The organism is Allobaculum sp. JKK-2023 (assembly GCF_034745455.1).
Taxonomy (GTDB): Bacteria; Bacillota_I; Bacilli_A; order Erysipelotrichales; family Erysipelotrichaceae; genus Allobaculum.
On the sequence record NZ_JAYERV010000003.1, the window covers coordinates 885,307 to 910,871 of the forward strand.

The 25,565-nt window shown below is 46.5% G+C and carries 18 protein-coding genes; 3 read left to right on the forward strand and 15 right to left on the reverse strand.

Annotated elements, in window-relative coordinates; all coding sequences use genetic code 11:
* Positions 1-243: 243 nt before the first annotated feature.
* The 6 genes from U4956_RS03565 to U4956_RS03590 all read right to left on the reverse strand — a co-directional run bounded on the left by U4956_RS03565 (position 244) and on the right by U4956_RS03590 (position 10,565).
* Positions 244-2,238: an LCP family protein gene (locus tag U4956_RS03565; protein ID WP_323089081.1), complete on the reverse strand. Its 1,995-nt coding sequence runs from the start codon at positions 2,236-2,238 to the stop codon at positions 244-246.
* Between the two features lie 1,000 nt (positions 2,239-3,238).
* Complete coding sequence (gene iscB / locus U4956_RS03570; RefSeq protein WP_323089083.1) at positions 3,239-4,525, reverse strand: RNA-guided endonuclease IscB; 1,287 nt, start codon at positions 4,523-4,525, stop codon at positions 3,239-3,241.
* 289 nt (positions 4,526-4,814) lie between these two features.
* The gene (locus U4956_RS03575; protein WP_323089084.1) at positions 4,815-5,093 is read right to left on the reverse strand and encodes a Panacea domain-containing protein; all 279 of its coding nucleotides are present in this window, start codon (positions 5,091-5,093) and stop codon (positions 4,815-4,817) included.
* Positions 5,094-5,963: 870 nt separating this feature from the next.
* Positions 5,964-7,094, reverse strand: a complete 1,131-nt coding sequence (gene ftsZ, locus U4956_RS03580; protein ID WP_395529491.1) for a cell division protein FtsZ — start codon at positions 7,092-7,094, stop codon at positions 5,964-5,966.
* Positions 7,095-7,728: 634 nt separating this feature from the next.
* Complete coding sequence (locus U4956_RS03585) at positions 7,729-8,988, reverse strand: hypothetical protein (RefSeq protein ID WP_323089085.1); 1,260 nt, start codon at positions 8,986-8,988, stop codon at positions 7,729-7,731.
* 557 nt (positions 8,989-9,545) lie between these two features.
* On the reverse strand, positions 9,546-10,565 hold the full coding sequence (locus U4956_RS03590; protein ID WP_323089087.1) for a glycerophosphodiester phosphodiesterase: 1,020 nt from the start codon (positions 10,563-10,565) through the stop codon (positions 9,546-9,548).
* Positions 10,566-11,002: 437 nt separating this feature from the next.
* Between U4956_RS03590 and U4956_RS03595 the strand changes: the two genes are divergently transcribed.
* The gene (locus U4956_RS03595) at positions 11,003-12,094 is read left to right on the forward strand and encodes a hypothetical protein (RefSeq protein ID WP_323089089.1); all 1,092 of its coding nucleotides are present in this window, start codon (positions 11,003-11,005) and stop codon (positions 12,092-12,094) included.
* A gap of 303 nt (positions 12,095-12,397) precedes the next feature.
* Here U4956_RS03595 and U4956_RS03600 read toward each other — a convergent pair whose 3' ends face one another.
* Entirely contained in the window at positions 12,398-13,522 is a 1,125-nt protein-coding gene (locus U4956_RS03600; protein ID WP_323089090.1) for a hypothetical protein, read from the reverse strand.
* 229 nt (positions 13,523-13,751) lie between these two features.
* Here U4956_RS03600 and U4956_RS03605 point away from each other — a divergent pair, with 229 nt between their 5' ends.
* Entirely contained in the window at positions 13,752-14,393 is a 642-nt protein-coding gene (locus U4956_RS03605; protein ID WP_323089091.1) for a chromate transporter, read from the forward strand.
* A 2-nt stretch (positions 14,394-14,395) separates the two neighbouring features.
* On the forward strand, positions 14,396-14,965 hold the full coding sequence (locus tag U4956_RS03610) for a chromate transporter (RefSeq protein WP_323089092.1): 570 nt from the start codon (positions 14,396-14,398) through the stop codon (positions 14,963-14,965).
* 140 nt (positions 14,966-15,105) lie between these two features.
* On the opposite strand, the gene U4956_RS03615 is transcribed toward U4956_RS03610, so the two are convergent.
* From U4956_RS03615 to U4956_RS03650, 8 genes are all read right to left on the reverse strand, one after another.
* On the reverse strand, positions 15,106-15,561 hold the full coding sequence (locus U4956_RS03615) for a hypothetical protein (protein ID WP_323089093.1): 456 nt from the start codon (positions 15,559-15,561) through the stop codon (positions 15,106-15,108).
* 224 nt (positions 15,562-15,785) lie between these two features.
* On the reverse strand, positions 15,786-17,165 hold the full coding sequence (locus U4956_RS03620; RefSeq protein ID WP_323089096.1) for a TFIIB-type zinc ribbon-containing protein: 1,380 nt from the start codon (positions 17,163-17,165) through the stop codon (positions 15,786-15,788).
* 145 nt (positions 17,166-17,310) lie between these two features.
* Positions 17,311-18,483, reverse strand: a complete 1,173-nt coding sequence (locus tag U4956_RS03625) for an SPFH domain-containing protein (RefSeq protein ID WP_323089097.1) — start codon at positions 18,481-18,483, stop codon at positions 17,311-17,313.
* A gap of 224 nt (positions 18,484-18,707) precedes the next feature.
* Positions 18,708-19,310 carry a hypothetical protein gene (locus U4956_RS03630; RefSeq protein ID WP_323089100.1) on the reverse strand — a complete coding sequence of 201 codons (603 nt, stop codon included), beginning with the start codon at positions 19,308-19,310 and terminating at the stop codon, positions 18,708-18,710.
* Between the two features lie 357 nt (positions 19,311-19,667).
* A complete protein-coding gene (locus tag U4956_RS03635; protein ID WP_323089102.1) occupies positions 19,668-20,291 on the reverse strand; it encodes a response regulator transcription factor in 624 nt (207 codons plus the stop codon).
* Between the two features lie 317 nt (positions 20,292-20,608).
* Positions 20,609-21,664, reverse strand: a complete 1,056-nt coding sequence (locus U4956_RS03640) for a PAS domain-containing protein (protein WP_323089103.1) — start codon at positions 21,662-21,664, stop codon at positions 20,609-20,611.
* A complete protein-coding gene (locus U4956_RS03645) occupies positions 21,621-23,354 on the reverse strand; it encodes a hypothetical protein (protein ID WP_323089104.1) in 1,734 nt (577 codons plus the stop codon). Before U4956_RS03645 ends, U4956_RS03640 begins: the two co-directional genes overlap by 44 nt.
* Positions 23,355-23,775: 421 nt before the next feature.
* Positions 23,776-25,563 carry a zinc ribbon domain-containing protein gene (locus U4956_RS03650; RefSeq protein WP_323089105.1) on the reverse strand — a complete coding sequence of 596 codons (1,788 nt, stop codon included), beginning with the start codon at positions 25,561-25,563 and terminating at the stop codon, positions 23,776-23,778.
* Positions 25,564-25,565: the final 2 nt, after the last annotated feature.

Sequence of the window (25,565 nt, forward strand, 5' to 3'; positions counted from 1 at the left end):
TTTCTTCGCTTTTTGCTTCTAAGGCCAGGTGTAGTGGGAGCGGGATTGATTCAGGGACGAATCCTTCAAGGACTCAAACATACCCTGTGGGCATTAAAAAAGGGGAAGCAAAGTTCCCCTGTAGTCTATCAGATTTTATATCTGCTGTAATTCAAGCCCGTGATCTTACCAAAACGATCGACAATTGGTTTGAATTTTATTTTGCAGCAGCTGTTAAATCCCATCCAAACGATTTGATGCTGCTTATTCGTATGGTGAATACAGCTGGCCATATGGATCTTCATACGCCGCTGATGGCTGCTCATAGGAAGAATATGGATCCGTATACGTTCCATGGCCGCCGGAGTCTTCATCGCCGCCATACCCTCCATACGGGTCATACACACTGTCGTTGTACTGGCCGCCATACGGATCGCTTTGAATCGGCTGGGTAACCGTACCATCCTGGTTGTAAAGATCTGTATGATCAACTTCATTGTCAATGTAATTGTGGTTGACATTGGTTTCATACTCATCGGTTTCAACCGGCTGATCGGCTTCAGTCAGATTGATGGTCTGACCCTCTTCCACCTGACGGATGAGGGCGTCCGCTTTCTGAATCTCTGCATCGTTGAGCATCGTTACTGACAGGTTCTGTCCAGCCGATGGGCTCCAGGCTTCGGTCGGCTCACCGACCAACGCATAGGACTGGAAATTCCAGCGGGGGAAACGCGAAACTTCTAAGGTCAGCAGCGACTTGATCTCATTGGCACTCATATTTGTATCAAACGCGGTCGACAAGGCTTTCATGACCTCTGGATAGCGCACAACCATCGTTGGCGATAGCAGAGATTTCAGCAGGGCCTTTAATACAATCGACTGATTGCGGATACGCTGCATGTCGCCATCCACATAGGCATGACGTTCACGGGCAAAAGCCAGAGCCCGTTCCCCATCAAGATGGTTGGTTCCCGCGTGCACCCCTTCAGTACCATTGGCATAGAAGGTTTCGACTTCCAGGCCCGGTTCTACTTCCACATCAATTCCGCCCACCGCATCCACGATGTTGATCAGTGAGGAGAAATTGACACGCACGTAGTAGTTGATTGTAATGCCAAAGGCATCTTCAACTGTACTTTCCGTTGTACCAATGCCAAACAGGCCCGTATGGGTCAGTTTGTCTTCCATTCCGGAAACCATCTCACAAGCCGTCTGGTTCTTCTTACAGGAAACTGGCAAGTAAGAATCACGCGGAATGTTGATCATTAAAACCTGAGCGGTTTTTGGATTGACAGCAACCAGCATGTTCACGTCAGATCGCGAGTTGCTTCCGATGGTTCCATAACTGTCGTTTGCGGAGACAAGGACGATAAATGGATCCGTCATGATATTGGCGACCGGATCCGGACGGTTAATCGACGATGGATCGCGGTCCGTGTAATACAGATAATTATCAACCATATTGGTGAATGTTGTCAGCGCGTTGTATTTATTGTAGTCATTGGCCTGCTCATACAGCGCGTCATGGGCGATTTCCGGAAAAGCAATCGCATTCACTTCACCGTTATAAAGGGCATCAACTAGCTCATACACATTGTCATAATTCACGATCTGCGGGCTTGCGCCAGCCTTTTCAAGCTCATTGAGCATGCCGGTTGTTCCCGTCAGATCCACAGCGGATGCAGTCCCAAGAATGGTTGAGGAACCAAGCTGCTTAGGTTCTGTCAGCTGCGAATCTTTCATCGCATAAACCGTTACCGAGTTCACCTGTTTATCGGTCAGGTTGGTCACCTGTGAGAACATGTCATCCGTACTCTGCAACATGCCGCCGCCAACAAAGCTTCCAGCTCCAATAGCACAGACAAGAAAGCACATGACGAATTTGGTAAACCTGCGACGGGTGTAAACCAGCCAGATCATACTGAGCAGGGTTGTTAACACCACCAGAATCCCGCAAAGCAAAAGCAACAGCTGCCCCGGCAGAATATTAATCCGGATGAGCTGATATAAAAACCACACGACGCCGGCAACTGATGCCAGCCATAACAGCCACGAAAGTGGGCCTGGCCTTCGCCTGCGGTTTTGTTTTTTCGATTTTTTTGAACTTGCAGGCCGTCTTCCAGAACCGGAAGAGCCCGAAGTGGAATAGGCATTCATTCGTGAAGCATTCGAACGATTGGACGTTCTTGCTCCCTGTTGATAATAAGGATCAGATCCGTATCCAGCTCCTGATCCTCTCGATGTCCTTCCAGTCGCCATACTTTCGTACCTCCAGAGAAATCCATCGTTAATAATAAAGAACACAAAAGCTAAAAGCAATGTCTTGCGGATTACACAGGACTCACGATATCGTCCTTTTTGGCTTTCTAAACCGGGTTTTGTATCCTTTTTTTATCCTATTGGCACCCAATCCGATTCATTTTTCAGAAAGTCTACGCCTGAAAGCCATACCCAGTCCATTCGACTTTCCAAAATTTCACACATCTTTTCGTTTTCAATTTCTTTAGAGATGCCTGTTCGCATTTGCCAGAGAGAAACAAATCAATGACAGCAAGTTCTCTTCTTCTCTCTTCAAAAACCTGAAATTCTCTTTTTTCCTTCCAAAGTCATTTCAATCCTCCTGTCATGTTGTCGAAACCTTAAATCAAATTTATTTAAGATGATTCAAACGATTTTTCCCCAATCAGCATTCTAAGACAGCTCCCGTTGCTCAAGAAAAAGCACCATTGCTTTTTCATGGATCTTGAGCGATGCTTGTTCCCACGATCCTTGGGCTTTTCTACACTTGGCAATGTAAACCTATGGCTGGACTTCCACCAGCAAGTGAAGCGTCATGCCTGGCACACGAAAACAGGTCAGCCGATCTTCTGTCGGCTGACCTGTTTGTATTTTTAAAGTGGATTATTCTGAAAGTGACTTAATTTTTAGCCACTGGCATCCTCGATGAACAGTAACAGAGAACTAAATCCGCCCTGTAAATGAATATAAAGTCAATAAACAAAGGCAATATAAGATCATGAAATTATTTTGGAACCGCATAAATCCAATTGGCCTTATCACCACAATTTCCAAGCATAGTATTAAAAAAATCTCTATCTGAAAATTCTGAGCAAGAGAGGACGAAGACAGCATTTCATATGATAGGCAAGGATACCCCATCCAAATTGCAAGGCAGTTTGGGTGGGGTCATCTAATGCGGCAAGGAAACCCCATAGCTTGCTGTGGGGAGGAATTGCCGCCCTCACCTCCTGTTCGATATTTATACTGTTGCCTTTTGTTTATCCACAAGCCATCCATTCGATGACTCAAGTCTTTTTAATTTCTTCCAGGAAACAGAAGCAGATATCTTGGTTCCATCAAGCATCCTGATATCGAATCTGCCTGATGTTCGTTTTCCAAAGATAAAACACTCTGTTTTCTGGTATCTGATCTTATCGAACAGCTGAAAGCCCATAATGACCTTTGCGGACTGATTCAGTTTTCTGATGCCGCCCTTAGAAGGATTGAATTTATGAATCTGTCGGTTATGACATCGCACTTTCCTGCTAAAAAAGACGGTTTGAGCGGGTCTTGCTTCTGGATGGCCTGCAATGCATCTCGCATCAACGTAGTGCTCTTTGGCAAGACCATGCCCAAGACGTTTTGCTCTGGTCAGATATCCGAATGTTTCTTCTACAGGAATGGGAGCAAATTCTGTCTGCGCTCTTTCCAGCAGAGTCTTTCGCATGACCCCCATAAAAGCCGCATCTGCAAATGAAGCCGGCTTAAGAATCTTATCTGGAAGTTCGATATTTCCTTTATGGTATTCCTGATGGCAGTGTTTACAGAGCGTAACCAGGTTTTCCGGACGGCTGCTGCCGCCATCTTTTCTTTGATGAATATGATGGACCTGCAGTTCCTTATCTTTGGATTCTCCTTTGCAGCACTGGCAAGTGTATCCATCCCTGGACAGTACATAGTCTCTGATGTTGAGCCAGTCTTTCATTTCACCATTCTGGTAATCTTTGCCTTCAGGAAGTTTTTGCCCTGCAAGCTGTGCTTTCAGTTTCTGTGTATCAAAAGAGGCTGTCTCGATTACGATCTTTGAAACGGGCAGGATCTTTGTCACTTTCCGGATGACATTTAAATGGCATGTAATCTTTTGTTCCACAGAAGGCGCCAGCCATCCTTTGTGTTTTGAATGCACCCGGTGGTTAAACCTTGGCTTTCTGTATCTTGTCTTGCGGTTTCTTCTTGTTCTTCTCGCCTCTCTTCTTGCGGTCAGTTTTTTAGATACATCGGTTCTCAACTGTGCATCTTCTGCATAGAGTTCTTTTGCGTCAGTACACGCAGACAATCCAATATGTTTAGATCCTGCATCGACGCCTAACGTGATCTGCTGAACCACATGAGTATCAGGTTCATATAAAAGCTGGATGGTAAAAGGAGTTCTCTTTACGACTTTAGCTTTCTTTGCTTTTAAGAGTCTGCGGACCTTTCCGCATCGTCTGGTCGGCATCAATGGATTGCCATCAATGTCCAGAACATAGGTCAAAGCTTCCGGCATTACAGATGCCTCCTTTCGGTAAATAAACCAGCCCGAAGGCTGTAAGGTGTCCTTCGCCAATGTTGTAAATGCTTTTTACGCTCAAACTCACCGCCTGTTACCCCGAACAGGTTTTTAAAGCAGAGCCACAGAGCTTAAGACTAGAACGATATCCTAAGGTGTGATGACATAAACAACGGAGTTCGTATCGTCCGAAGACAATATTCACCAAGGCTACTCACAGACGACAGCCGAAGCTGTCCTGTCAAGCAACAGGGGTGTATTTCAACCCCCATGGCTTGCCATGGGGTCAGTGAGTCGCACTAAAGGATCCATAAGCATCCCAAACCTGATTCAGGATATCCAACTCATCAGGGGAGAAATTGAAGGATGGATTATCTTTCGGAATATCCATCCAGCCATACTCTTTATATTTCTGGTATAAATCCGGAATCACTGGTCCGTGGACCCAGGCTTCAATTGGTTCATTGAACAAGTGATACTGCATTTTTTCAGCATTTTCATTCAAAAGAGCTAATGTCCAAGCATAAGCATAATAAGTCAGCTTTTGCAGTTTCTTATTTGACATTGACTATTTAGAAAGAAAGAAGTTTGCCGTTTCAGAAGCATTTCTCATAATCGATTCCTCCCTTTATTATTATTTTAATGGTACTTAAGCATGATACAAAATCTCAATCCTCATTCTTTTCACTTCAAAGAGCGATTAGAAAGGCTTCAGCAAACCGAACAAAAACCGATATCATTCAGCAGCATCTGTAAACATTATACATCCAAAGCATTATCCACGCTATAAATCCGCAATAAAAAGCTTGGATTATGCGCAAAATTCAGATAAACCGTTAATGCTTTTTTAACGACATTTATCTCCATAGCAAAGTGGCCACTCTTGAATTTATCCAAATAAGCTTGCAATTCCAAAAATTACACAAGTCACGCTGCAACACTTGAAAGTTCAGTTCTGGTTAAGAAAGCTATCCTAGAAAAAGAGTTTCACTCACCACAACAAAAAGATGAATCTTTCTTTTCACTAACAAGCAAATTAAATCCGATTTCGTTATTCTCATTCCTTGGGTTTTATCAAAAAATCATCAGGCCCGTCTTTTTCAACAGTTTGAAAACCTCTCTTTTCCAGAAAGCTCTGGTCCTGTTTCGTAAGACTACAACACGAGCAGAGCTTTTCCAATTCTCAGATGAAAAATTTCGAATTCATATCTGAAAATTGGAATGTAGAGCACTGGTAAGACTAGAAATCCCTGTCTTTTCGGGTTGAACAGCCTTGATCCTAGGGAAAGAAAACATAATCGATGTCCTTGCCATAGAAGAAAATCTGAATATTTCTTCCAATGATTTTTTTCAAACTTCTAGCCACGAAAAATCCCCCAGACATTGATTGTCTGAGGGATGATGGTCTAGAGTTTTCTTCCTATCTTCTGCCGGATTAACCACGGTTCTGAAAGAAGAAGTTAGGGATGGAATCATCTGTATCCGATTCAGTTACAGATGTGGAAACTCCGCTTGGTCTTGGAGCGGATACTTTTGGCTGAGTGAACAGGCCTGGGTTAGCCGTTGTATTGCTTGAAGCCGCTGTTTTTTTAGGAGCAGCTTTGCTGGATTTTTTCGCGTTTGGCTGATCATCTTCGAAACCTGTCGCAATGACAGTAACGATGATTGCATCGCCAAGCTGTTCGTTAATGGCGATACCGAAGATGTTGTCGAGTTCACCGCCGGCTGCATCCTGGATCACTGCAACTGCATTCTGCGCATCATAGAGGGAGACTTTGTCGCCGCCTGTGATGTTGATGATCGCGGATTTAGCGCCTGCGATGTCGGATTCGAGTAATGGAGACTGGATGGCCTTTTCAGCAGCGGCAATGGCTCTGTCTTCCCCTTCTGCCATACCGATACCGATCAGAGCGCGGCCCTGGTTTTGCATAATGGAACGAACGTCCGCAAAGTCAAGGTTAACAAGCGCTTCAACAGAGATCAGATCAGAGATCGTCTGAACGCCCTGGCGAAGTACGTTGTCAGCAGCCTGGAACGCTTCTTCGATTGGTTTGCGGCCGATCACTTCGAGCAGGTTGTCGTTGGAAACAACGATCAGGGAGTCTACGTATTTCTTCAACTCTTCGATGCCTTCTTCCGCATTTTTCGCACGGCGTTTTCCTTCAAAGGAGAATGGACGGGTAACAACGGCAATGGTTAAAGCGCCTTCTTCTTTGGCAAGTTTAGCCACCAGTGGGGCTGCACCGGTACCGGTTCCGCCGCCCATACCCGCTGTAACGAAGACCATGTCAGCACCTTTTACGGCTTCACGGATGTCGCTTTCGCTTTCTTCAGCGGCTTTGCGGCCTACATCTGGGTTTCCGCCAGCACCAAGACCTTTTGTGGCATCGTTTCCAAGAACGATTTTGTTTTCGGCTGCGGAGCTTTTGAGAACCTGTACATCAGTATTTGCGACGTAGCAAGTGATTCCCTGAACGTCATCATTGATCATGCGGTTAACAGCGTTGCTTCCGCCGCCGCCCACGCCAATGACACGGATATCTGCGTTCTGATTCATTTCTGGCATATTGCTTTCTTCCTCCTGGTTTTCTGTCTGGATTTCTGGATTGGTAAAAAACAGTCTTCTTCGATTTTGGGGTTTGCTTCTGGGTGATAAATCGAAGCTTAAACTGTCTGGTTCGATAAGCTTTGCGACTGCTTTCTGGCGTAAAGCTGATCAAGAGGCATGTGGTCTGAATGGATTTCTTCTGTTTAAAAGAAACAAGAAAGGATTCAGGATAAGTATGCTCTTGTCTGTCCATGCAAACAAAACGATCTGCGACTCGATCCTGCGATCTTTTTGCAGGGACAGGCAAAAGGAAAAACAGAACGAAAGAAATCCAGAATGACAAAGGCTGGATTTCTGATTTTCGATCTCTTTTTGCTTCTACTTCGTTTTGACTGCCGTTTCTAATTTTACCTGTATAAAGGGCTGTCCCTCAGGTTTTTTGAAGTTTTTCAGCTAATTTCTTGTAGGATGTTCACAGTTGACGGAATAGTAAGAAATGACTATAAAATGAGAATTTTATGAGATCGTTTTCTTTTTCTATCCACTCTGTCTTCACCTTATGTCCTGTTGTATGTAAGACATGTACGGGCAGATGGTTGTTGTGAACATGATCAATCCCTGCTTCAAAGCAGCTTTCAAGGATTGCTTTTGGCTACTCTTTATTGGCAAGCATTGCTTTTTTGAGTTTGCGGGTAAAGCCGCCTTCGGCGTCTTTAACATAGCGGGTAATGGATTCGATACTTTCTTCCAGCTCGTTGTTATTGACGGAAGTCTGATCACCGCGGTTGTTGTACTGCTTGGAATCCATCCAGCTGTAAATCATGCCAAGATCACAGACAAAGGCTCCATTGCGGGCGCCAATGGTGGAAATGGCATACACCGATGCCGGGGCGTTAAAGCCGCTGCAGAAGTTTTTCAGCACGGGGATGTTGGCTCCCTGGCCGGTGATCAGATAGCGGGCTGGCATCGATTCAAGAATCTTGGCACATCCGGCATTGATGTCGGCAATCCAGCTGCGAATCTTGGGCAGGACGGCGTCGGCAAGCTGACGGGATGTGATTTCGATGCGTTTGTCCTCCTGTTGTTCAATATAGATGACAACATCCTGCGTATCCATCTCACGGGATTCAAACAGATTTTCGAGAAGGCGCCATGCGGTCTCGTCGGATAATCCGTATTCTTCCTGCAGGGTCTGAATAAAGGAACGGTAGCCCTTATCCAGGGTGGTTGTAAATGCGATCTTGTTCTCGATCAGAAAAGCGAGCGTTGTATGGTCAGCTTCAAGATCGATCAGAATGACTGGTTTGTCAGCAGACTGACTTAAAGCGCCAGTCTCTTTGGCAGCTCCATAGACATCCAAAACCAGATCCAGGATCTGCAGGCCGGCTTTTTCAACGGCTGCTGCGTAGGAGTAGACGATCTCTTTATCGGCATAAAGCAGATCGACTTCCATATCAAAGGATTCGGTATCTTTGCCCAGTGGGATTTTATCCTGACGGGCTCCATCCACGAAACACTCAATTCTGTTGACGTTTACAAGTTCTTCATTTTCAAACTTCTGGGCGCCCAGCGCGCTTTTGAGTCCTTGCTGGATATGGAAACGGCGGACGGTATGGGTCCCATCTTCAATTTCCACATGGACTTTATTGTTAACCGGTCTTACGTTTCTGGCAGGAATTGCCAGCAGAACGCGTTCGATGCGATAGCCTAATGCAGTCTGTGCCTGGCGGACTGCCGTTTCGATTGCATCGGCTACTGCTTTTTCATCAGTGATCCGCGCATTGCGGATGCCATTGTGTTCTACACGTTCGACACGGAGAATATTGCTTCGATCATTAAAGATTTCTGATACAACCAGACGAACCTCGTGATCCGAGATTTCCAGGGCTGCATAGACACTTTTTTTGGCCATGCGTTTCTCCTTTACTCTGCCTATCATTATAGCCTAACGGCGCTGATTTTCAGTTCGTTTCTGTCTGGACCAGGTTACTGATCCAAAACAGGATCATACCACAGGAATTCATTTGCTGTCTAAGTCCAGTCCATCTGTGGCAGACCTATTTTATACAGAAAGAAATAAAGTGCTCCACCGATTTCAGCTTTCACGCTAAAAAACTTGACTTTGCCATCAGCTCCCAAATTAGATCTGAATTTTGTGAAATTCACTTTTATTGACATTCAGATGATTTCTCCTCAGCACCAGCGTGAAAATCTTTGCTTTGCCTGGCAAGCCATTTGCACCAGGCAAGAAAAAAGCAGCTTTCCATTCACGAAAGTTCGAAAGGAAAACTGCCTGGCAAAGATTCTGTCTGGTTTCGTTTTTTTGGGCTGTCCTGGGCTATCGCAATCATGGCGCCCATCTTCTGGACTCGTATTCTTAGCATTAGTCATCTCATGCGGCAATTTCTCCCCCTAGCTTGCCGTGGGAAGAAATTGCCACTCTACAGCTGCCGCTTGTCTTTGACGTTCTTACTTGTCTTCTTCAAAGCTCATCTCTTTATAAATGATCACAGCACTGTCCAGATCCGTAATGACGCCATTCACCCCCATGCGAAGATACTCACGGACTTTATCGATCGAATCTACCGTCCAGACCCAGATCTCCTTGCTGGACTGGTGAACCTGATTGATAACATCCTGGCTGACCAGTTTCTGGTCCAGGGCAATGGAATCAAGCCACTCCATCTTCAATGCTTCGTTGTAAGTGTTCCGGTCATTGACCAAATACTGAACAAACATGTTTGGAAGCTCAGTGCGGATGTTTTCGAGAACTTCCGGATAGAAGGACTGCACCTGAATGTTTTCAGCCAGCTGAGGATGGCCGCGCACGACATCCAGGAATGGGGCTGGATCCGGGCTGTCATCCTTGAGTTCAACCAGATAAATCATCTGATCGCGATAGCGTTCAATGACCTCGGACAGGCGATGAAGCTTTTCTCCGTTTTTCATCAGGATGCCATCCAGTTCGGCACTCGTATGATCCGTTATCTTCCAGTTGGATCCGGAGATGCCAGAAAGATTGTTGTCGTGACTGACATAGAGCACGCCATCACTGCTGGCATGAACATCCAGCTCAATCTGCGGACATCCCGATAAAAGAGCCAGATCAAAAGATGCATAGGAGTTATCCAAGCTGTCATTGACAAACCCGCGGTGAGCAAAGACAGGAATGCGGGAAAGAGATTTGCTGGAACGGTTTAACAGCCGCTCGTTGGCAAAGGCAATCATCTGTTCATCGCTGAATTCACCGCTGGACAGATGGGTATCGACAATCGAAGGCACGATCAAAGTATGCATGAACACCAGGCAGCAGGCGATGGCGATCAAAGCAATGAAGAACTTTTTGATTGCACGAATCAGGCCGCGGCGCAGGCGTTTTTTACGGACTTTTGCTTTTACGGTTTTTGAACTCGAAACAGAAGTCGATTTTGGCAAGCGGCTCTTTGGGGCCGCTGGATTTGTTTTTGGATAGTGATCTACCATGCTCATTATTGTAGCCAATCCAGATTGGAGATCAAGCCGCCCTAAATCTTACATTTTTTCAAAATTTTTACGCCTGTGTCTTCTGCTGTCTGGCTTGAGCAGGTTTTCTTCTTCTTTGATCTTCTCCTTCTGATCCTCTTCTTTGATCTTCTTTTTCTGATCTTCTTGTGCACGAAACCGACTGAGCTTATCAGGAGGTCGATTGACGGCTGTGGAAAACTTGCGGATTTTTCTGGTGATCTTTTAAAAATGACTGTCATGGGTTTGGATGATGCGGATCCATCCCCTGCGTATCTGAAGCTGCGTATCTGAAGCGTTTGCTTTTGCAAAAAGTGTTTAGAAATTAGTATTTCATCATCCGTTTTTGACAGGATTGAATATCAATCCTGCAATGTTCCATAAAAGCCGCAAAAAATTATGATACGTCATGTTAAAATAACCGCATGAAACAGGTTAAACATGTAAACCAGGCGCCAGAAGGCGCTGATGAAAAAGATCTTTTCCGTTCTGACTGGAAAGAAGATCTTGACGATGACAATCGCAAAAAGCTGTCCCGTGTACAGCGCAATCAAAAGAGAAACTTCTGGATTCCCTGTCTGGTCGTTGCCATTGCTTTAGGCGGTGTTTCCCTTGGAGCTGCCTATTGGATGGATCACAAGGAATCCTCCAACCCAATCGTTCAGTTGCAGAAAGCGGAGGAAAAACAATATAACGACTATGTCAACTGGGTGAACAACCTGGAAAAACCTGCCGACTGGGATGATGAGACCTTTGAAACTCTCAAAACTGCTGCTCTCAATGCCTACAGCACAGCGGATCTTGAAGAACTCAATAAAGCCGTAGAAGGGGATGCCCAGGCTGCTGCCAAATTCGAAGGCCAGACGGAAGCCAAGGTTCAGGAACCCATCAAGCAATATGAAGACCTCTTCAACAATGCGTCTAGCTATCCGGCCAATATCGTCGCTCTGGCCAAAGATCCGGGGCTGGTGGCTTTTGTTCTCGAATATCCAAACCACGCCAATGATTCTGGAACGGATGTAACCCTTGGCGATGTGACCCAGCAGATGCCAGATCTGAAAACCTTTGATCAGGCCTGGGGCTATGTGCCTTATCGTGACTCCATCATGGCGATCAGCGGCGGCGCTCCAACTGTCATTGCGGATGTCTTCAGCTATTGCCTGGACGATCCAACGATCACGCCGCTTTCCATTGCGCGCTGGGCCAAAGAAGCCGGCTATGAAAACAATGAAGTCAGCGAAGCTGAGGATTCCATCTTCTCAGGGGCAGCCTTAACCTATGGTGTTCCTATGATTCCGCTTGCGCTTTACAAAACCCAGATTACCGACCACGTTTCGCAGGGATATCCAACGATCATCGTAACGGGTTCCTATGAAGCGCCCAAATACTATGCGATTGATAGCGTAGACGCCAATGGACAGTGGGTTGCTTATGATCCGACGACATCAGCATCTCCAGTGACTCTCGATCCAGATACAACCATCGATACTGTCATCAAAGCGTACTCGTTCTGGTAGAGCGATCTGTCAGGATCCTCTTCTTAGAGAATTCAGTTTGAATCTGACCGGCCATGCGGCCGGTTTTTTCGTGTCTTGCGGTTGTGGTTTTCTGGAATTCTGCTTTCTGGCTAATGTTTCTTCCTGATGCCTGGCTGGTCTCTCATTCCAGAAAAAAAGACTACTTCTTCAATCAGGAGATCAAAGAAGCAGTCCTTTTGTGACTGGTCTGTTGGATACTCAGGTTTCAGTCTGGATCAGCTGGAATGAGCTTGGGTTGGTTCAGTCTGGCTTGGATTCAGTTTCGTGATTCAATGCTGAACACTATTCATCGCTTTGGGCGTTATGGATGTCTTCCGACATGTCAGGCTGTGTGCTTGTATCGTCACCTTCAGATGGCTGAGTCACGCCCTGACCTGGATTGACTGGTGCATCTGGTCCTGGAATCAACTCCTGGGTTCCTGTTGTCAGGAAGTAAACTTTGTTGCCGCAGTCATCAACTCCTTCCAGATAATAGAAATAGTTGTTGGGAGACTGCTTGTTCCAGTTCGTTCCGGCACTGTACAGATCTGAGAACGTCCGGTAAACGGAAGTACCGGCTGGCTGATTGGAAATGCCGCATGCGGTTGGGTTGTTTGGCACAGTGGGCGTTGATGGGGTTGATGGATCTGTTGTCTGGTCATCGTCAGGATCCGGCAAAGTGACGTCGGTCGTCGGATTGGATGGATCAGTTGTGGTGTTGTCATCCGGGATGGTGGTGTAATCCTGCTGGTTGGCATTGGCATCACTGGCCTGGGAATCGTCATCGCTTTCGGATGGAACCAGCTCATTATCAAACTGGTCCGTGGATTTGATTGGGGTGTTGTTGCCCACAACATTGATGGTTACTTCCAGAGAGTTAGAGTTTCCAGATTTATCCGTTGCGATCAGGGTAATGGGATAAGCACCGACTTTATTGACATCAAAATCACCATCAACACTGAGCGTCACGCTGTCTTTATCGGTCGTGCGGTAGACTTTGGAGAAGTCAAAGTTTGCGGTTCCTTTTGGGATGGTCACAACAGCAGCCGGAGAGACAAATTCTGGCATGACCGTATCTTTAACGGTCAGCGCAACCGGATACTTCTGCCCCTTGTAGTTGAGCGTAATCGTATAGCTGCCTGTTTCCAGAAAGTCTTTGTTGGCAGTGCTGACTGTTTCGGAAAACGCGTTGTAGTTATATTTAGAGTCTGTCTTCAGATCGGAATCAACCGTAATTTCATCAAGCACAGTCTGGGAAGGCTGTTCGAGAAGATAATCTGATGCTTTTAAAGAGACTGGCTCACCAAGCTCTACCGTCTTGGTAGAGACGACTTTGAGGTCGCCTTTGGAGTTGCCTGAGCAGCCAAACAAGCACTGGCTGATCAGAACTGCACCGGCCAGGCTGGAAAGCAATTTCTTCAGTTTCATATGTACCTCGTTTCAAATTCAAAGCAGTATTGTACTCGTTTTTTACAGGAATCAAAACCTCCAGGCAAAACTTCCCCACAAGCAAGTGGGGGAATCAGTTCCATCGTCTCCATGATACGCCAATATGTCAGTCTAGACGATCTTACAAAGTCTTAATTATTGACCATCCGGTTTTTTCGGATATAAATGAAATCAAAAGAATGGAATGGAGTGACTATACGAGTAGAATATGAATATTTACCTTGATCTGTTCTGGACCTTTTTCAAGATCGGCCTGTTCACTTTTGGGGGTGGACTGGCAATGCTTCCTATGCTGGAAAAAGAGGTCGTCACCAATAAGCATTGGGCAACCTATGATGAACTGGTGGACTATTACGCCATCGGTCAGTGTACACCAGGCATCATCGCTGTCAATACTGCCACATTTGTCGGATATTCGCAAAAAAAGATCACCGGGGCCATTGTGGCGACAACCGGAATTGTTGCCCCTTCGCTGGTCATTATCCTGCTGATCGCTTCCCTGCTGACTTCATTTGCGGATCAGCCCATTGTCCAGCACGCTTTAGCCGGCATCCGGATTGCGGTGTGCGTCCTGATTGGTCAGGCCGTCATCCGGCTCTATCGCAAAGGGGTCAAAGATATCTTTGGAATAATCCTGTTTGTGATTGTCCTGGCGCTGACCTATTTCAATCTGATTCCCGTTTCCGTTGCGGTTATTGGCGCTGCGGCGGCTGGAATTGTCTATTGCCTGATCGTCCTCAAAAAGACCGGTAAAGATCCGGCCGCAAAATCGGCTGGCGAGGGACTGCCTGCGCGAAAGAAAGAAGTTGCCTCTGCCTCAGGAAATGAATCTGACAAAGGAGGTCAGTGAATATGAGTTCTGCATCTCTTTATCTGATCCTGTTCTGGGAATTTTTCAAAACTGGCCTGTTCTCTGTGGGCGGTGGTCTGGCGACGATTCCTTTCCTGTACGAAATGATGGAAAAGTATCACTGGTTTACCCAAAGCGATTTGCTCAACATGATCGCCATCTCCGAGTCTACGCCTGGCCCGACTGGGGTCAATATGGCGACCTACGTCGGTTATCACGTCACGGGGGGAAGCATTCTGGGTGCCGTCATTGCGACAGTCGGGCTGGTAATGCCAAGTGTCATCATCATCTGCGTCATTGCGAAAGTTTTGAAAGCTTATCGGGACAATCAGTATGTCCAGGAAGCCTTCTATGGCCTGCGCCCGGCCACCTGCGGGCTGATTCTGTCCGCTGCCATTGGTGTTTTTGCGAGTGTGCTTTTTCCAGCCAACGCCCTGGTGCTGGATGGTTCCTTCTGGATCAATGTCGGCCTGATGGCTTTAGCTGCCCTTTTTGCCTGGAAATTTGAAAAGCTGCACCCGATCGCACTGATCTGTATCTGTGCGGTAGTCGGCATTGTTTTACAGCTGTAAAAACAGATTTATCGTTACCGAGTTTACAGGCTTTGATTTTTCATGGCATAAAAACCATAAATGAGTACAAAACTGTTCTCTTCTAAAAACAGGAAACAAGCGGAAAAACTCTTTCAAATCTGGTTTTTCCGCTTGTTTTTTTATTCTCGATTATTTTTAAGCTTGGCGCCCGCGTTGGCAATTGCATCCGCCTGAGCCTGGAAAAGGGCATAGGCCTGGCCAAGACTGACCTGATCAATCCGGTGCAGATAGTCACGGCTGACATTGGCCCCATGAACACTCAGGTCACTGAACTGAATGGCCACGAACAACAGATCACTCTGGTTGACACCATAAAAAATTGTGCAAGGTTCGTCTGCAGAGCTTTGTTCCATCTGGCCTTCGATGATCGTTAAAAGATCATTAGCAGGCGCATATAAGGCCGGATACTGGTTAAGGGTGCTTAGAACTGTATTCCAGTCCAGTTCATTCCCTTCACTGGTTTCAATCATCTTCTGAATTTCTGCAACATCCAGACCGCTCTGATCTGACAGATCCTGAACTGTGAAGCCATTCTGGGAAAGTTTTTGTTCAATCCATTGACCGTTGATTTTCATCCTGAATTCCCCGCTTTCCTGTCTTGTCTAAAGACCGAATCTCTTGTTTAAAGATCGAATTCAGTTTATCACCAATCTCAACCGCCTCTTTTTCCAAAGCCTGAAGACAGGCCACGTCTTCTCTGAAATCTCTGCCACGTCATTGGGCTCAAAACCTCTATCCCTGCAAAGTACTCAACCAGATTTTTTACTTTCCATCTGCCTGTTGGGTCTGGTGGACCTGTTCAGCAATTGTTGGCTCCCTCAATTGCTGGGCTGTCCAGTCCGGTTCTTTCTTTTATGAAGGTGTCCTGCTTTTCAATATTGGAAACCTTGCATTTCGTCTCTTTTACATAGTGATGGACAGCTGAGCTGTTGCGGTATTTGTTATGGAACACCAGATAATAAATGAAGCCCGAAAGAAGCAGCAGCCAGGGATACCATTGACCCTGATCGAAAACAGTAAAATGCAAAATCAGTGCCGCGATCAGCCCCACAAGCTCGATGACAGCCGAAAATAAAAGCAGCTTTGGCTTGTAGATGGGAATACTGCCCATGGTTTCTTTAGTTCGTGCATTGACGGCTACATAGTGAATGATTTTCTGATCGTTCTTTTCTTCCTGGAAACTGTACAGCCAGATGGGAAGATAGGCTGATTTCCACTGGCGGCCTTTAAAAACCAGATTGCGCGAATCCCAGCGCACGCCGCGGTCATATTGCGAAATGGTTTCGTTTACCCGGTCTTTTGCGATCTCTTCACATTGCTTCTGGACCACAGGGGACAGCTGGTCAACATTGACATCCCTTTTTTCTGAGGTGTACCCATGCAGATAATTGGCATTCCATCGCACACAGTTTTCCGTGTCAAAAGGCATAATCGAGTTAATGATATTGTTGGTCCGATCGCGGGAATGGACATCCAGTTTGTCCTGGCTGGACTCAACTGTCAGTCCTTCAATCCCCAGATCAAATTCCCGATCCACGTTATACAGCTTCGCATCGTAATATGTTTTTTCCTTGTCGTTTTCTTTTCTGGTGTATTGACGGCTTTCGATTTCCCCCTGCCCGCCAAACGAAGCATGAGCATTGGCATCAATGACCATATAGGGCAGATAAACACCCATGACATTGTCAGCCGTGAATTCTTCCTTGAACTTTGGATGAGCGAAAAGCTGCCGTTTTCCAACAAACTGTTCGATGCATTCTTTGGCTTCCTTCTTATTGACTTTGAAAGGCAGAACCGCATCCGGCACGGCTCCATTGCAAATCTGCTTATTGAGCGAAAGGATATTCCGGCACCAGTGGCATCTGGCCTGCGTCTGGGTGTCCGTATCGATGACTACTTCGGCTCCACAGCTGGAACATTTCAGCGTCACAATCTGATCATCGGCATCCGTCTGAATGTCAGCAGCCCCTGAGCCGATGATTTCTCCTTCAAGATGCTCAATATCTGTTTCCATTTCTTCGAATTTTTCTGGTTCAAATTCATTGCGGCAAAACAGACAGCGAAGCTTCTCCGTTTTGGGGTTCAGAGCGATTTCTGTCGACCCGCACTTGGGACATTTGGTTTGTCCATGTTCTTTTCCCTGATCGGTCTGAATGATTCTTTCTTTGTTTTCTTCCATCAATTGACCTGCTTTCTTTTCTGATCCAATCCTCTTTTCGGTCTTTCTTACGGCTTGAAATAAGAAATGCTTTCACAACGGATTTCTTTTGTGAAAGCATTTTTGCACCATCAATCATGTCACAGTCATGGCAGCTGCTATTTTTCTAAAGTCCTAACAGTTCTTTTTTCTTCTGGTTGAATTCTTCCGGCGTGATAATTCCGCAATCCAGCAGCTGCTTATATTTCTGGATCTCGGCAAACGGATCAGCTGGAGCTGGGCCGGTCGGCTGCTGATACTGAGGTTTGGCAGGCTGCTGGAAATTTCCCATGATACCCTCTGCTGCATTGACGCCCATGCCCATAAAGGCCATTCCACTGCCGCCGCCATTTTCACCGGCCGCCTGAAAGCCGCGCGCGACGGCCTGCTGCATAAATGAGTTCCCCCGGGCACCGGAAAGCGCATCGGCTTTCTGGGCATCTTTAACAAGGGCTTTGGTGTCCGCATCGTATTCAATCGCCGAAATGGCGACTTTGACAATTTCCAGGCCGCGGTCGGAACGCCAGGCATAGCCCTCTTCTACCGCCTGGGACAGGCACTTTGCAAAACCAATCTGGTCAGACTGGATTCTGGAAATCCGGTTTCCTTTGGATGGATCATTGCAGTAGATGGAAAAAGAAGCGGACAGGCTGCTGACCACTTCGTTAAACAGCTGGTCGGCTGCTGGATTGTCATAGTCGGCAAAATCAAACACTTCACTGTCCGGGCGCAAATAGCTCACCGGAACAAATCGTTTGACAAACAGAATCGGGTCAACGATTTTCAGAGTGTACGTTCCGCGCGTCATCGCGCCGGCCTGTGTGGCCAGAAACGCATCATCCCAGTAAATTTCTGACTGAGTTCCAAACTTGTTTCCCGGGATTTCCTTTAAGTTGACAAAAAAGATCGTCTGTTCCCTACTGGGAATGCCGCCGAATTTAAACCGTTCCCACGAGTTTTTCAACAAAGAACTCATCATCCCGTCGCCCGCAAAAATGGATTGGGAATTCTGGTCCTCACTGGTATAAATAAAGCCTCCCGGTTCGGCAATGCAGCCCGTAATCTTTCCATCCTGCATCGTAATGGCGCAAGTTCCTTCAGGCACAACAATCCGGCTGCCGTTGGTAATGATATTTTCCGATCCTTTCATATTGGCTCCGCGACGCCGGTCTGTTTCTTTTCTTCTGGCCCCGAATACGGCACTCGTTGCATTCACATCATCGCGTGGGACAATGAAATCCCTCCACTGGTCAGCCAGTGTTCCGCCCATCGCCCCGGCAAAAGCTTTTATAAATCCCATATTGATCTCCTTCTTCCTTTTACGGTTCAATTTTCTGTTCAGCTTTCTATTCAGATTTCTGCCTGAATTTCAGTCTTGTATCCATCGGTTCTTCTGGAAAATTCCATTTTCAATCTTTGTTTTTGTTTATACTTCAGAGTCAGTTTCTGATCTTGTTGTGACAGATGGCCGCCGCTTTTGGCGATGATGCCATTGGCTCCATCACCTGCGCCAAACCCTGCCTTTTACTCTGCCTTTACCATATGGAAGGTGTAGTAGTTCTCGTCGTCCGAATAATCAACATTCAAGGTTCCGTCTTCATTGACCCCGACAAGAATGGAAGGTGTCTCACATTCAATTCCTGCCGTGTCGCTAAATGCATACCAGGCATAGGTTCCGAGTTCTTCTTTCTTATAGACCACCGTCACTTCTTTATTGGCGTTAAACTCCAGGCGAAGGGCATCATGAATATCATCGACGCCATCCATCGTGGTCGACATTTCATCTTCCAGCAGTTCTTCCACGCCATCAGACATCCAGTTTCCGATAAACGCTTTTTCTTCATCCGACAGGTACAGCGCCGGATTGGCGGCCTCAGTTCCTTCTTTGGCAAAGATGACCTTGATCCCTTCTTCTCCCATCAGGTCATCAAAGGTAATGGTGTCGTCACCAATCGTTCCTTCAATCTCTTCCCCTTCGAGTGCAATGGAAATCTCATCGTCCTGAACCTTATACGTCCCCTGGCCTTTCGTTCCATCTGCATTGAAAACAATCTGGTTTTCATTCTCGATATCAAAAGAAAAGCCATCTTCAAACATGTCCTCAACCGATACCGAAATCCCCATCATTTCGGCAGAAACCGCAATCCATTTCCCTGTATATGGATTCTAATTCTGCTCCGTTCCACCGTCTTTGGCTGAACATCCGCCAATGCTGAACAGACTGATGACCAAAGAAGCTGCCAATGGAACCTTCATTTTTCTTTTCATTTGATTTCTCCTTTTCTCTCTTCTTTTTTCTTCATTCCAGCCTTGTCCCAAAACGGGCCGGCCCGTTCGAGACAGTTCTGGATGCGTTTCCACTATACGGAGACGAACTGGACTTTTCCCTATCAGAAATGACAGTCTTATTTGGATATAAAAAAATCTGTACACAGTTTGAATGTCTGTGTACAGATTTTTTCTTGTCCTAAACAATTAGTTTTTCTACAGGCCGGGAATGATAAAGTCCTGATTGATCAAATCCGCGATCAGTTTCACCCGGTTTTCGTATCCCGTTTTCTGGAGCAGCTGGGTAATGTGGTATCGGACAGCTGAGACACTGATATACAAGTTCTGGGCAATTTCCCGATCAATATATCCCTGGGCCATCAGGCGAAGGACATCCAGTTCGCGGTCAGAAATTTCGGTAGAGGCCATATTCCCAATGTGGACAATTGGTGTCGTGTCCGGATAAATTGTTTCACCATCCATCGTGCGATCCATGACGTCTAACAGTTCTGTTCCCTCAATCTCTTTATACCAGAAACTATCTGCGCCAGCCAGACGAGCCCGGTCAATCAAATCCATGGTCGTCATGCTGGTTACAATAATCACTTTGATCTCTGGAAAATGCCGCTTAATCCGGGCGGTTGCTTCGATGCCATCTTCCCGATTGGCCGTGCATACATCCATCAAAATGAGATCAATCTGGTTTTGCATGCATAGGAGTTCGGCCATGCCGGCACTGGCGGTCTGGACGGCCAGTTCATAGCGGTCAGAGTCTTTCATATAGCCAATGATGCAGTCCCGCGACATTTTCTTATCTTCGACAAGAAGGACTCTTACCATACACGCACCTCGCGCCTGAATTTTCTGAAATAAAGAGCCTGCTTACGCAAAACCAAAACACCTTGACGTAAATCCTGTTCATTCGAAAACCAGATTTGGTCTGCCCAATCCATCTCCATTGTAAAAGAAAACATGGAAAAATCAGGCGCTTTCTGGATTGGGCAGGCTCTTTTCTTCCAGTCTGATACCTGCATCGTGTTCAACATCCTTTCTTCTCGTTCTTCACAGATCCACCGTGAATCTCCTGGCCAAGATCTATGCCAGTCTCTGTGCTCTCTGCTCACATTCAGGGAAAGTGCCATGGCAGTTTTCTATGCCTAAGGCAGCCTGAGGATTATTTTAAACGCTGGAAAACTTTCGATTCTCATCTGTCCCTGAATCCTTTCAATCCGCTGGCGAAGGCCCGCAAGGCCTCCACCCTCCCGGATTGTTGTTTCAGGAGGCAACCCATTGTTGGTCATTGTCGCAATTAAGCTATTCCTGTCATTTTTCAGGATGATTTGCACTTCATCTCCATCGGCATGACGAACCGTATTGATCGCACATTCCCGAATCGCCGCCATCAACAATCTTGCCTTTTGCTCATCGGCAGGAAATTCTCCCTGGATCTGAAGTCTGACACCGATTCCCAGAATGGTCTCTGTCAACAAAGACAACTCCTGGTCCAGGTCAAAAGCAGGCTGGTCCATCTGCCCGTCGGTGACCAGAACGGAAGTCACCCGCTTCCATCGCGAAGCAATGGCCTGCAATTTTTCTTTGGGAAGGCTGTCCTGATTCATGAGATTTCGGGTCAGTCCAAGCAGTTCTCCCATCTGGTCGTGAACCCGGGTTTTTGCGGCCATGTTTTCTTCTTCTTTTACAATTTCATCCAGCTGCGAATAGAGCCGGACAGCCCGACTGTTGATCGTTTTCAGCCGGCGATTTTCTTTTTCCAGCTCTTTTTGGGCCTGATAAAGCGTAGTCACATCAATTGCCTGCATCTGGGTATAGACGTTTTCTTCACGATCCGTCACGCGACTTTTCGTAAAGCGCCAGATCCGGCCTGCCAGCCAGCAAAGAACAACCGCCCCAGAATTGAGCGCATCCGTGTTTTGGGATGACATCAGCCTATCAATGCTTTCACACGAAAGATCGACCCCGTCTTCTCTTTGCTGCACTCGTTTCGCGTCCTGAAAGTAAGCATGCAACGCCCGTTCAAGTTCAGATAAATGCTGAAGATCCTTTCCCATCAGCTCGTAACAAAGCTGATGCATGCGTTTATTGCATAAAACGATCAAACCGTTCGAATCCGCAAAACAGATTCCCGTCGGCAGATTGTCAAAGCTTTCTTTAATCGACGAGCGGCTGATCCGTTTTGAAAACCATCTGATCATCGTTCAAATCCCCTTTATCGACAGTATCAGCCTTTTTTGATACCTTCAAAATACAGCGGCTCATTCCCTCTTGCCAGCAGATGGACGCCGATTGAAAGCGTTGGACCAGCCGACTTAGATCATCAGCCCCTGAAAGCAGCAGGGTCAGTTTCCAGTCCTGGTCATCCTCTCCAACCAGAACGACCAGATCCGTGATCGTTTCCAGCGAACATTCCACACACGCTTCATAAAAGTCAAAGAAGGTCTCGACCAGCTCCAGTGGCAAAACACCGTTGAGCTGAAACTGCAGACCGCAGGAAATCCGGTTGGGCTGAAGATTCGACAAGGACTCCTGTAAGCAGAAGCAGAGTTCTTCAGCCGGAAGCATCCGGACTCCTTCGCCAAGCATCACTAAATTGGTTCGCCGCTTAATGTAAGCTCCAATGATCGTCATCCAACCCAAAATCTGGCTGATTTCTTCATCGTGCTGCGCCTGTTCCAGCCGCTGAACATATGAGGCCAGCAAATCAAGATGCAAGCGAACCGGTCTTTCTACGGCTTCAAACAGTCTTTTCTGTTCCTCAAGCTGCCTTCTGCGTCGCTTCTGTTTGTTTTCTTCTTCAAGCAGCCCATTGTAACTTCTGAGCTCTTCCCTGGTTCCTTTCAACTCTTCAATCAGGTTCATCAGCCCGGAAATATCTTCCTGCCAGAACACAAAGCCTCCAAAGATCTGCGCTGCGCAAAGACGAATTCCTTCTTCTACAATAACAGGCTCTTCTTTTGCCTGCGCAAGGCTTTCTTGATCAAAGTCACCGGCATTTTCAGACGCATAAATCAAATGGAGATTGCGATCAGTAATCTGGGCCGCAATGGTCGAAATCTCAAAGAGCTGAGCATAGCGGGTGTTGGACTGGATCAGGCCGCATTGAATGCAGCTTTCAAATGTCATCCCGATCAGCACACAATAAACAGCTGTGATATCCCCCGCAAACGGCTTAACGAGCTCCCACATGACTACGCACAAACTTCCATAGATTCCCATCAATGCCATCGGAATCATCGGCAGCCAGAGAAAGGTCTTCTTCTGAGGAATCGAGCACTTGCAGATCATGATTCCAAGAGCAATCGCGCTGCATACCGCCATCCAGCAAATCACAACCCAGTACAGCTTCTCATAGCTGTAGCTTTTATCCGACCAGGCTGGATACGGCTCTGAAAACGAAAAGACAAGCTGATGAAAATCATTGGTCAACACCAGCAAAGCCAGTCCTGCTGTCACCAGCCAGGCAAGCTGGATCCACCCAGATGGCTGGTAGTGTTCAGGTTTGCGTAAAGCAAGAGCGGCAAACAGGGATTGAACTGGTATGGTCAGCATCGGAATATAGTAGGCATACCAGAGAAAGCGGCTCAAAGCCGGATCCGCCCCGAATGGAACGAAAAAATACTTGATTGTTCGAAGCCCAAACCAAAGCAGCATGGATCCAGCAATTCCGAGCAGATACAGGCGCAGCTGCTTTTGGATAATCCGTCTGGCAAGCAAAACTGCCCAGGCAATGATCAGAAAAAGGTAAATAGCCGAACGGGCAAGCCCAAAGACGGAACAGATTTTGCAGTCCAGAATTATCCCGCCAATGCGCAAAGCCACCGCCAGGACAATTAAAACGGCCGCGCCCACCATCAACTGCCTGGTCTTTCTGCTTGTTTTCTGCAATCATCCACCCCCTTTAGGCCAACTCGCCCCTTCAATAAATGAGTAGAATTTGTCCTCGGAAGGATAAAATGTACTCATCCCTGTCTGCGAACAGTGTTCGGCATTAGCCGGCGGTCGAAGGGTTAAATTGAATGGTGATCCAAAGCCTTGTCTTTTGGACTCCACTCTGAATCTTCAATCTTATCTAAGTCCCGCTTTACGCACCGCACTTTCCGGGGAAAGTACAGCTTGTAATTTTAAGGGGCATACCCCAATCTCGCAGAATTGGTCCCCCTCAAAGCCCGTCCGGCGCGGTACAGGCCTGAGTTTTAAGAAACCCGAAGATTTCACAAAACAGCTCCGGCCGGGCTTGATGAAAGCTCGGACAGTCATTATGGCTGTCTATTCATTTGTTTACTTGGTTAGTTAGTTAGTTAGGGAGTTATGGTGTTACTTGACTGGTTACTTGTTTTGTTTCTTGTTTTGTTTCTTGTTTTGTTTCTTGTTTTGTTTCTTGTTTTGTTTCTTGTTTTGTTTCTTGTTTTGTTTCCTGCTGATTCTTTAACTGCTCGATTCTCTCTTCATAAAGCTTCTTAATGCTCTCTCGGGGAGTCCATTTGGTGATTTCCGGATGATTCTCATAAATCCATACAAGATTGGACGCCGCATTGATATCGGCGTTCATTTCTTTGTGTACAGGACAAAACGCCTTTTCATGAGCTGATTTGTCGCGGGTAACTTTTGCTCCGCAGATGTGGCAGTACTGGGAACTGTAGGCCTGATTGACATACGAGACTCCGATCTCCTTCAGGCCGGCTTTGTATTCGATTCTCTCCTGCAGGACGCCATACATCCATTCCGAAAGCAGGCGGTTCATTCGCTTATACTTGCTGGCCGCCCCTCGGATATCCAGATCTTCCATTACAATATGACCGATATTCTGGTCTGTCTTCAGGACCAAAGCGATTTCTTCGTTGATCAGGCATTCCAGATGGGCCTGGATCTTTCTGGACTGGCGGGCAAAGGACTTTCTACCACGGGTATTGTTCTTTCTGATCCTTTCTGCCTTGCGCAAAAGCGAGTATGTTCGTTCTTCGCAGGCTTTCTTTTCCTGAGGGGAAAGATCTGGCTTTTTAGAGGCAAACTTCTCCTGGTCAGCCTGCTTTAAAAGATTTTTTCTTCGATCCCGCATCCGGTTTCTCTGAACTCCTCGCGCACTCAGAAAATCAGAAGCAGGATAAAAGCATTCTTTGTAAGTTCTTTGGTCTAAAGTTTCAGCCGCCTTGCTCTTGTTTTTGCGCAACGCCTGTTTTTTATCTTCAGTTTTCTTCTTTTTAAGTTCAGCAGACAAAATATTATTGGAAGTGCTGAGCAAAGAAGTAATTCCAGCATCTACGCCAACGTTCTTCTCTGACTTGGAAGGATGGTTTCTTACTTCGACAAGTCTCTGGAAGACCAGACGGTTTTTTTCACGGTCATAGAGCACAGTAAGGTTGCCTCTGGTCTTTTCTTTTTTGGATGTATAGAAAATCCCCCGGAGTTTGACTTCAAATGGCTCCTGGTTTCCTAACCCCATCAGCTGAATGATTGTTGTATTCTCTTCATGACGGATTGTATAACCGTTTTTGTCAATTCTCATCCAGCTGCCTTTGTTGGTATGAACTGGTTTATGGTACTGTCGATACCTTCTTGCCGCATGAGTGAGAAGCCGGTGGATTCTGACAGGATCGCATTTTTTCAGGCGGCCAGCGATATCTTTATTGGAAATCTCCAGAGGCTCAAACCGATGATTTCGAATGATTGGTTTAAACAGCGAAGGCGTCTTGACCACATAAAATACAACTGAGGCTTCCTGGGCATTCATCTTGTACTTCGTATAGAGTTCATCCTTGATACGGCGGATGATCTCTTCCTCCATGGATTTACGGTTTGTGATGATAGACTGCATAGCACATGTCCAGAGCCATGAAGGAAGCATTCCCTTTGGAAAAGAAATACCCGTCAATTTAGCTACGTGATTGGTCGTATCTTTAAGAAGCTGTCGTTTTTCAGCGCGGATTTGGTCCCGGCACTTTTTCCAGGACTTTCCCATCAACTCAATGGAACAGCCAAAAGGAGCAAGAAGGTTATAGGTTTCTCTCCAGGCGAGAAATAAGTTATCTGCCTGTCTGCTCTGGTTTTTGTCCAGTCTGACGGACACCATCTGAATTGTTTTTTTCGATCGACTCATCT

Coding starts and splice junctions, on each gene's coding strand:
- U4956_RS03565 (WP_323089081.1), bottom strand. CDS start 2,238: ATGGCGACTGGAAGGACATCGAGAGGATCAGGAGCTGGATACGGATCT.
- iscB (WP_323089083.1), bottom strand. CDS start 4,525: ATGCCGGAAGCTTTGACCTATGTTCTGGACATTGATGGCAATCCATTG.
- U4956_RS03575 (WP_323089084.1), bottom strand. CDS start 5,093: ATGTCAAATAAGAAACTGCAAAAGCTGACTTATTATGCTTATGCTTGG.
- ftsZ (WP_395529491.1), bottom strand. CDS start 7,094: ATGCCAGAAATGAATCAGAACGCAGATATCCGTGTCATTGGCGTGGGC.
- U4956_RS03585 (WP_323089085.1), bottom strand. CDS start 8,988: ATGGCCAAAAAAAGTGTCTATGCAGCCCTGGAAATCTCGGATCACGAG.
- U4956_RS03590 (WP_323089087.1), bottom strand. CDS start 10,565: ATGAGCATGGTAGATCACTATCCAAAAACAAATCCAGCGGCCCCAAAG.
- U4956_RS03595 (WP_323089089.1), top strand. CDS start 11,003: ATGAAACAGGTTAAACATGTAAACCAGGCGCCAGAAGGCGCTGATGAA.
- U4956_RS03600 (WP_323089090.1), bottom strand. CDS start 13,522: ATGAAACTGAAGAAATTGCTTTCCAGCCTGGCCGGTGCAGTTCTGATC.
- U4956_RS03605 (WP_323089091.1), top strand. CDS start 13,752: ATGAATATTTACCTTGATCTGTTCTGGACCTTTTTCAAGATCGGCCTG.
- U4956_RS03610 (WP_323089092.1), top strand. CDS start 14,396: ATGAGTTCTGCATCTCTTTATCTGATCCTGTTCTGGGAATTTTTCAAA.
- U4956_RS03615 (WP_323089093.1), bottom strand. CDS start 15,561: ATGAAAATCAACGGTCAATGGATTGAACAAAAACTTTCCCAGAATGGC.
- U4956_RS03620 (WP_323089096.1), bottom strand. CDS start 17,165: ATGGAAGAAAACAAAGAAAGAATCATTCAGACCGATCAGGGAAAAGAA.
- U4956_RS03625 (WP_323089097.1), bottom strand. CDS start 18,483: ATGGGATTTATAAAAGCTTTTGCCGGGGCGATGGGCGGAACACTGGCT.
- U4956_RS03630 (WP_323089100.1), bottom strand. CDS start 19,310: ATGATGGGGATTTCGGTATCGGTTGAGGACATGTTTGAAGATGGCTTT.
- U4956_RS03635 (WP_323089102.1), bottom strand. CDS start 20,291: ATGGTAAGAGTCCTTCTTGTCGAAGATAAGAAAATGTCGCGGGACTGC.
- U4956_RS03640 (WP_323089103.1), bottom strand. CDS start 21,664: ATGATCAGATGGTTTTCAAAACGGATCAGCCGCTCGTCGATTAAAGAA.
- U4956_RS03650 (WP_323089105.1), bottom strand. CDS start 25,563: ATGAGTCGATCGAAAAAAACAATTCAGATGGTGTCCGTCAGACTGGAC.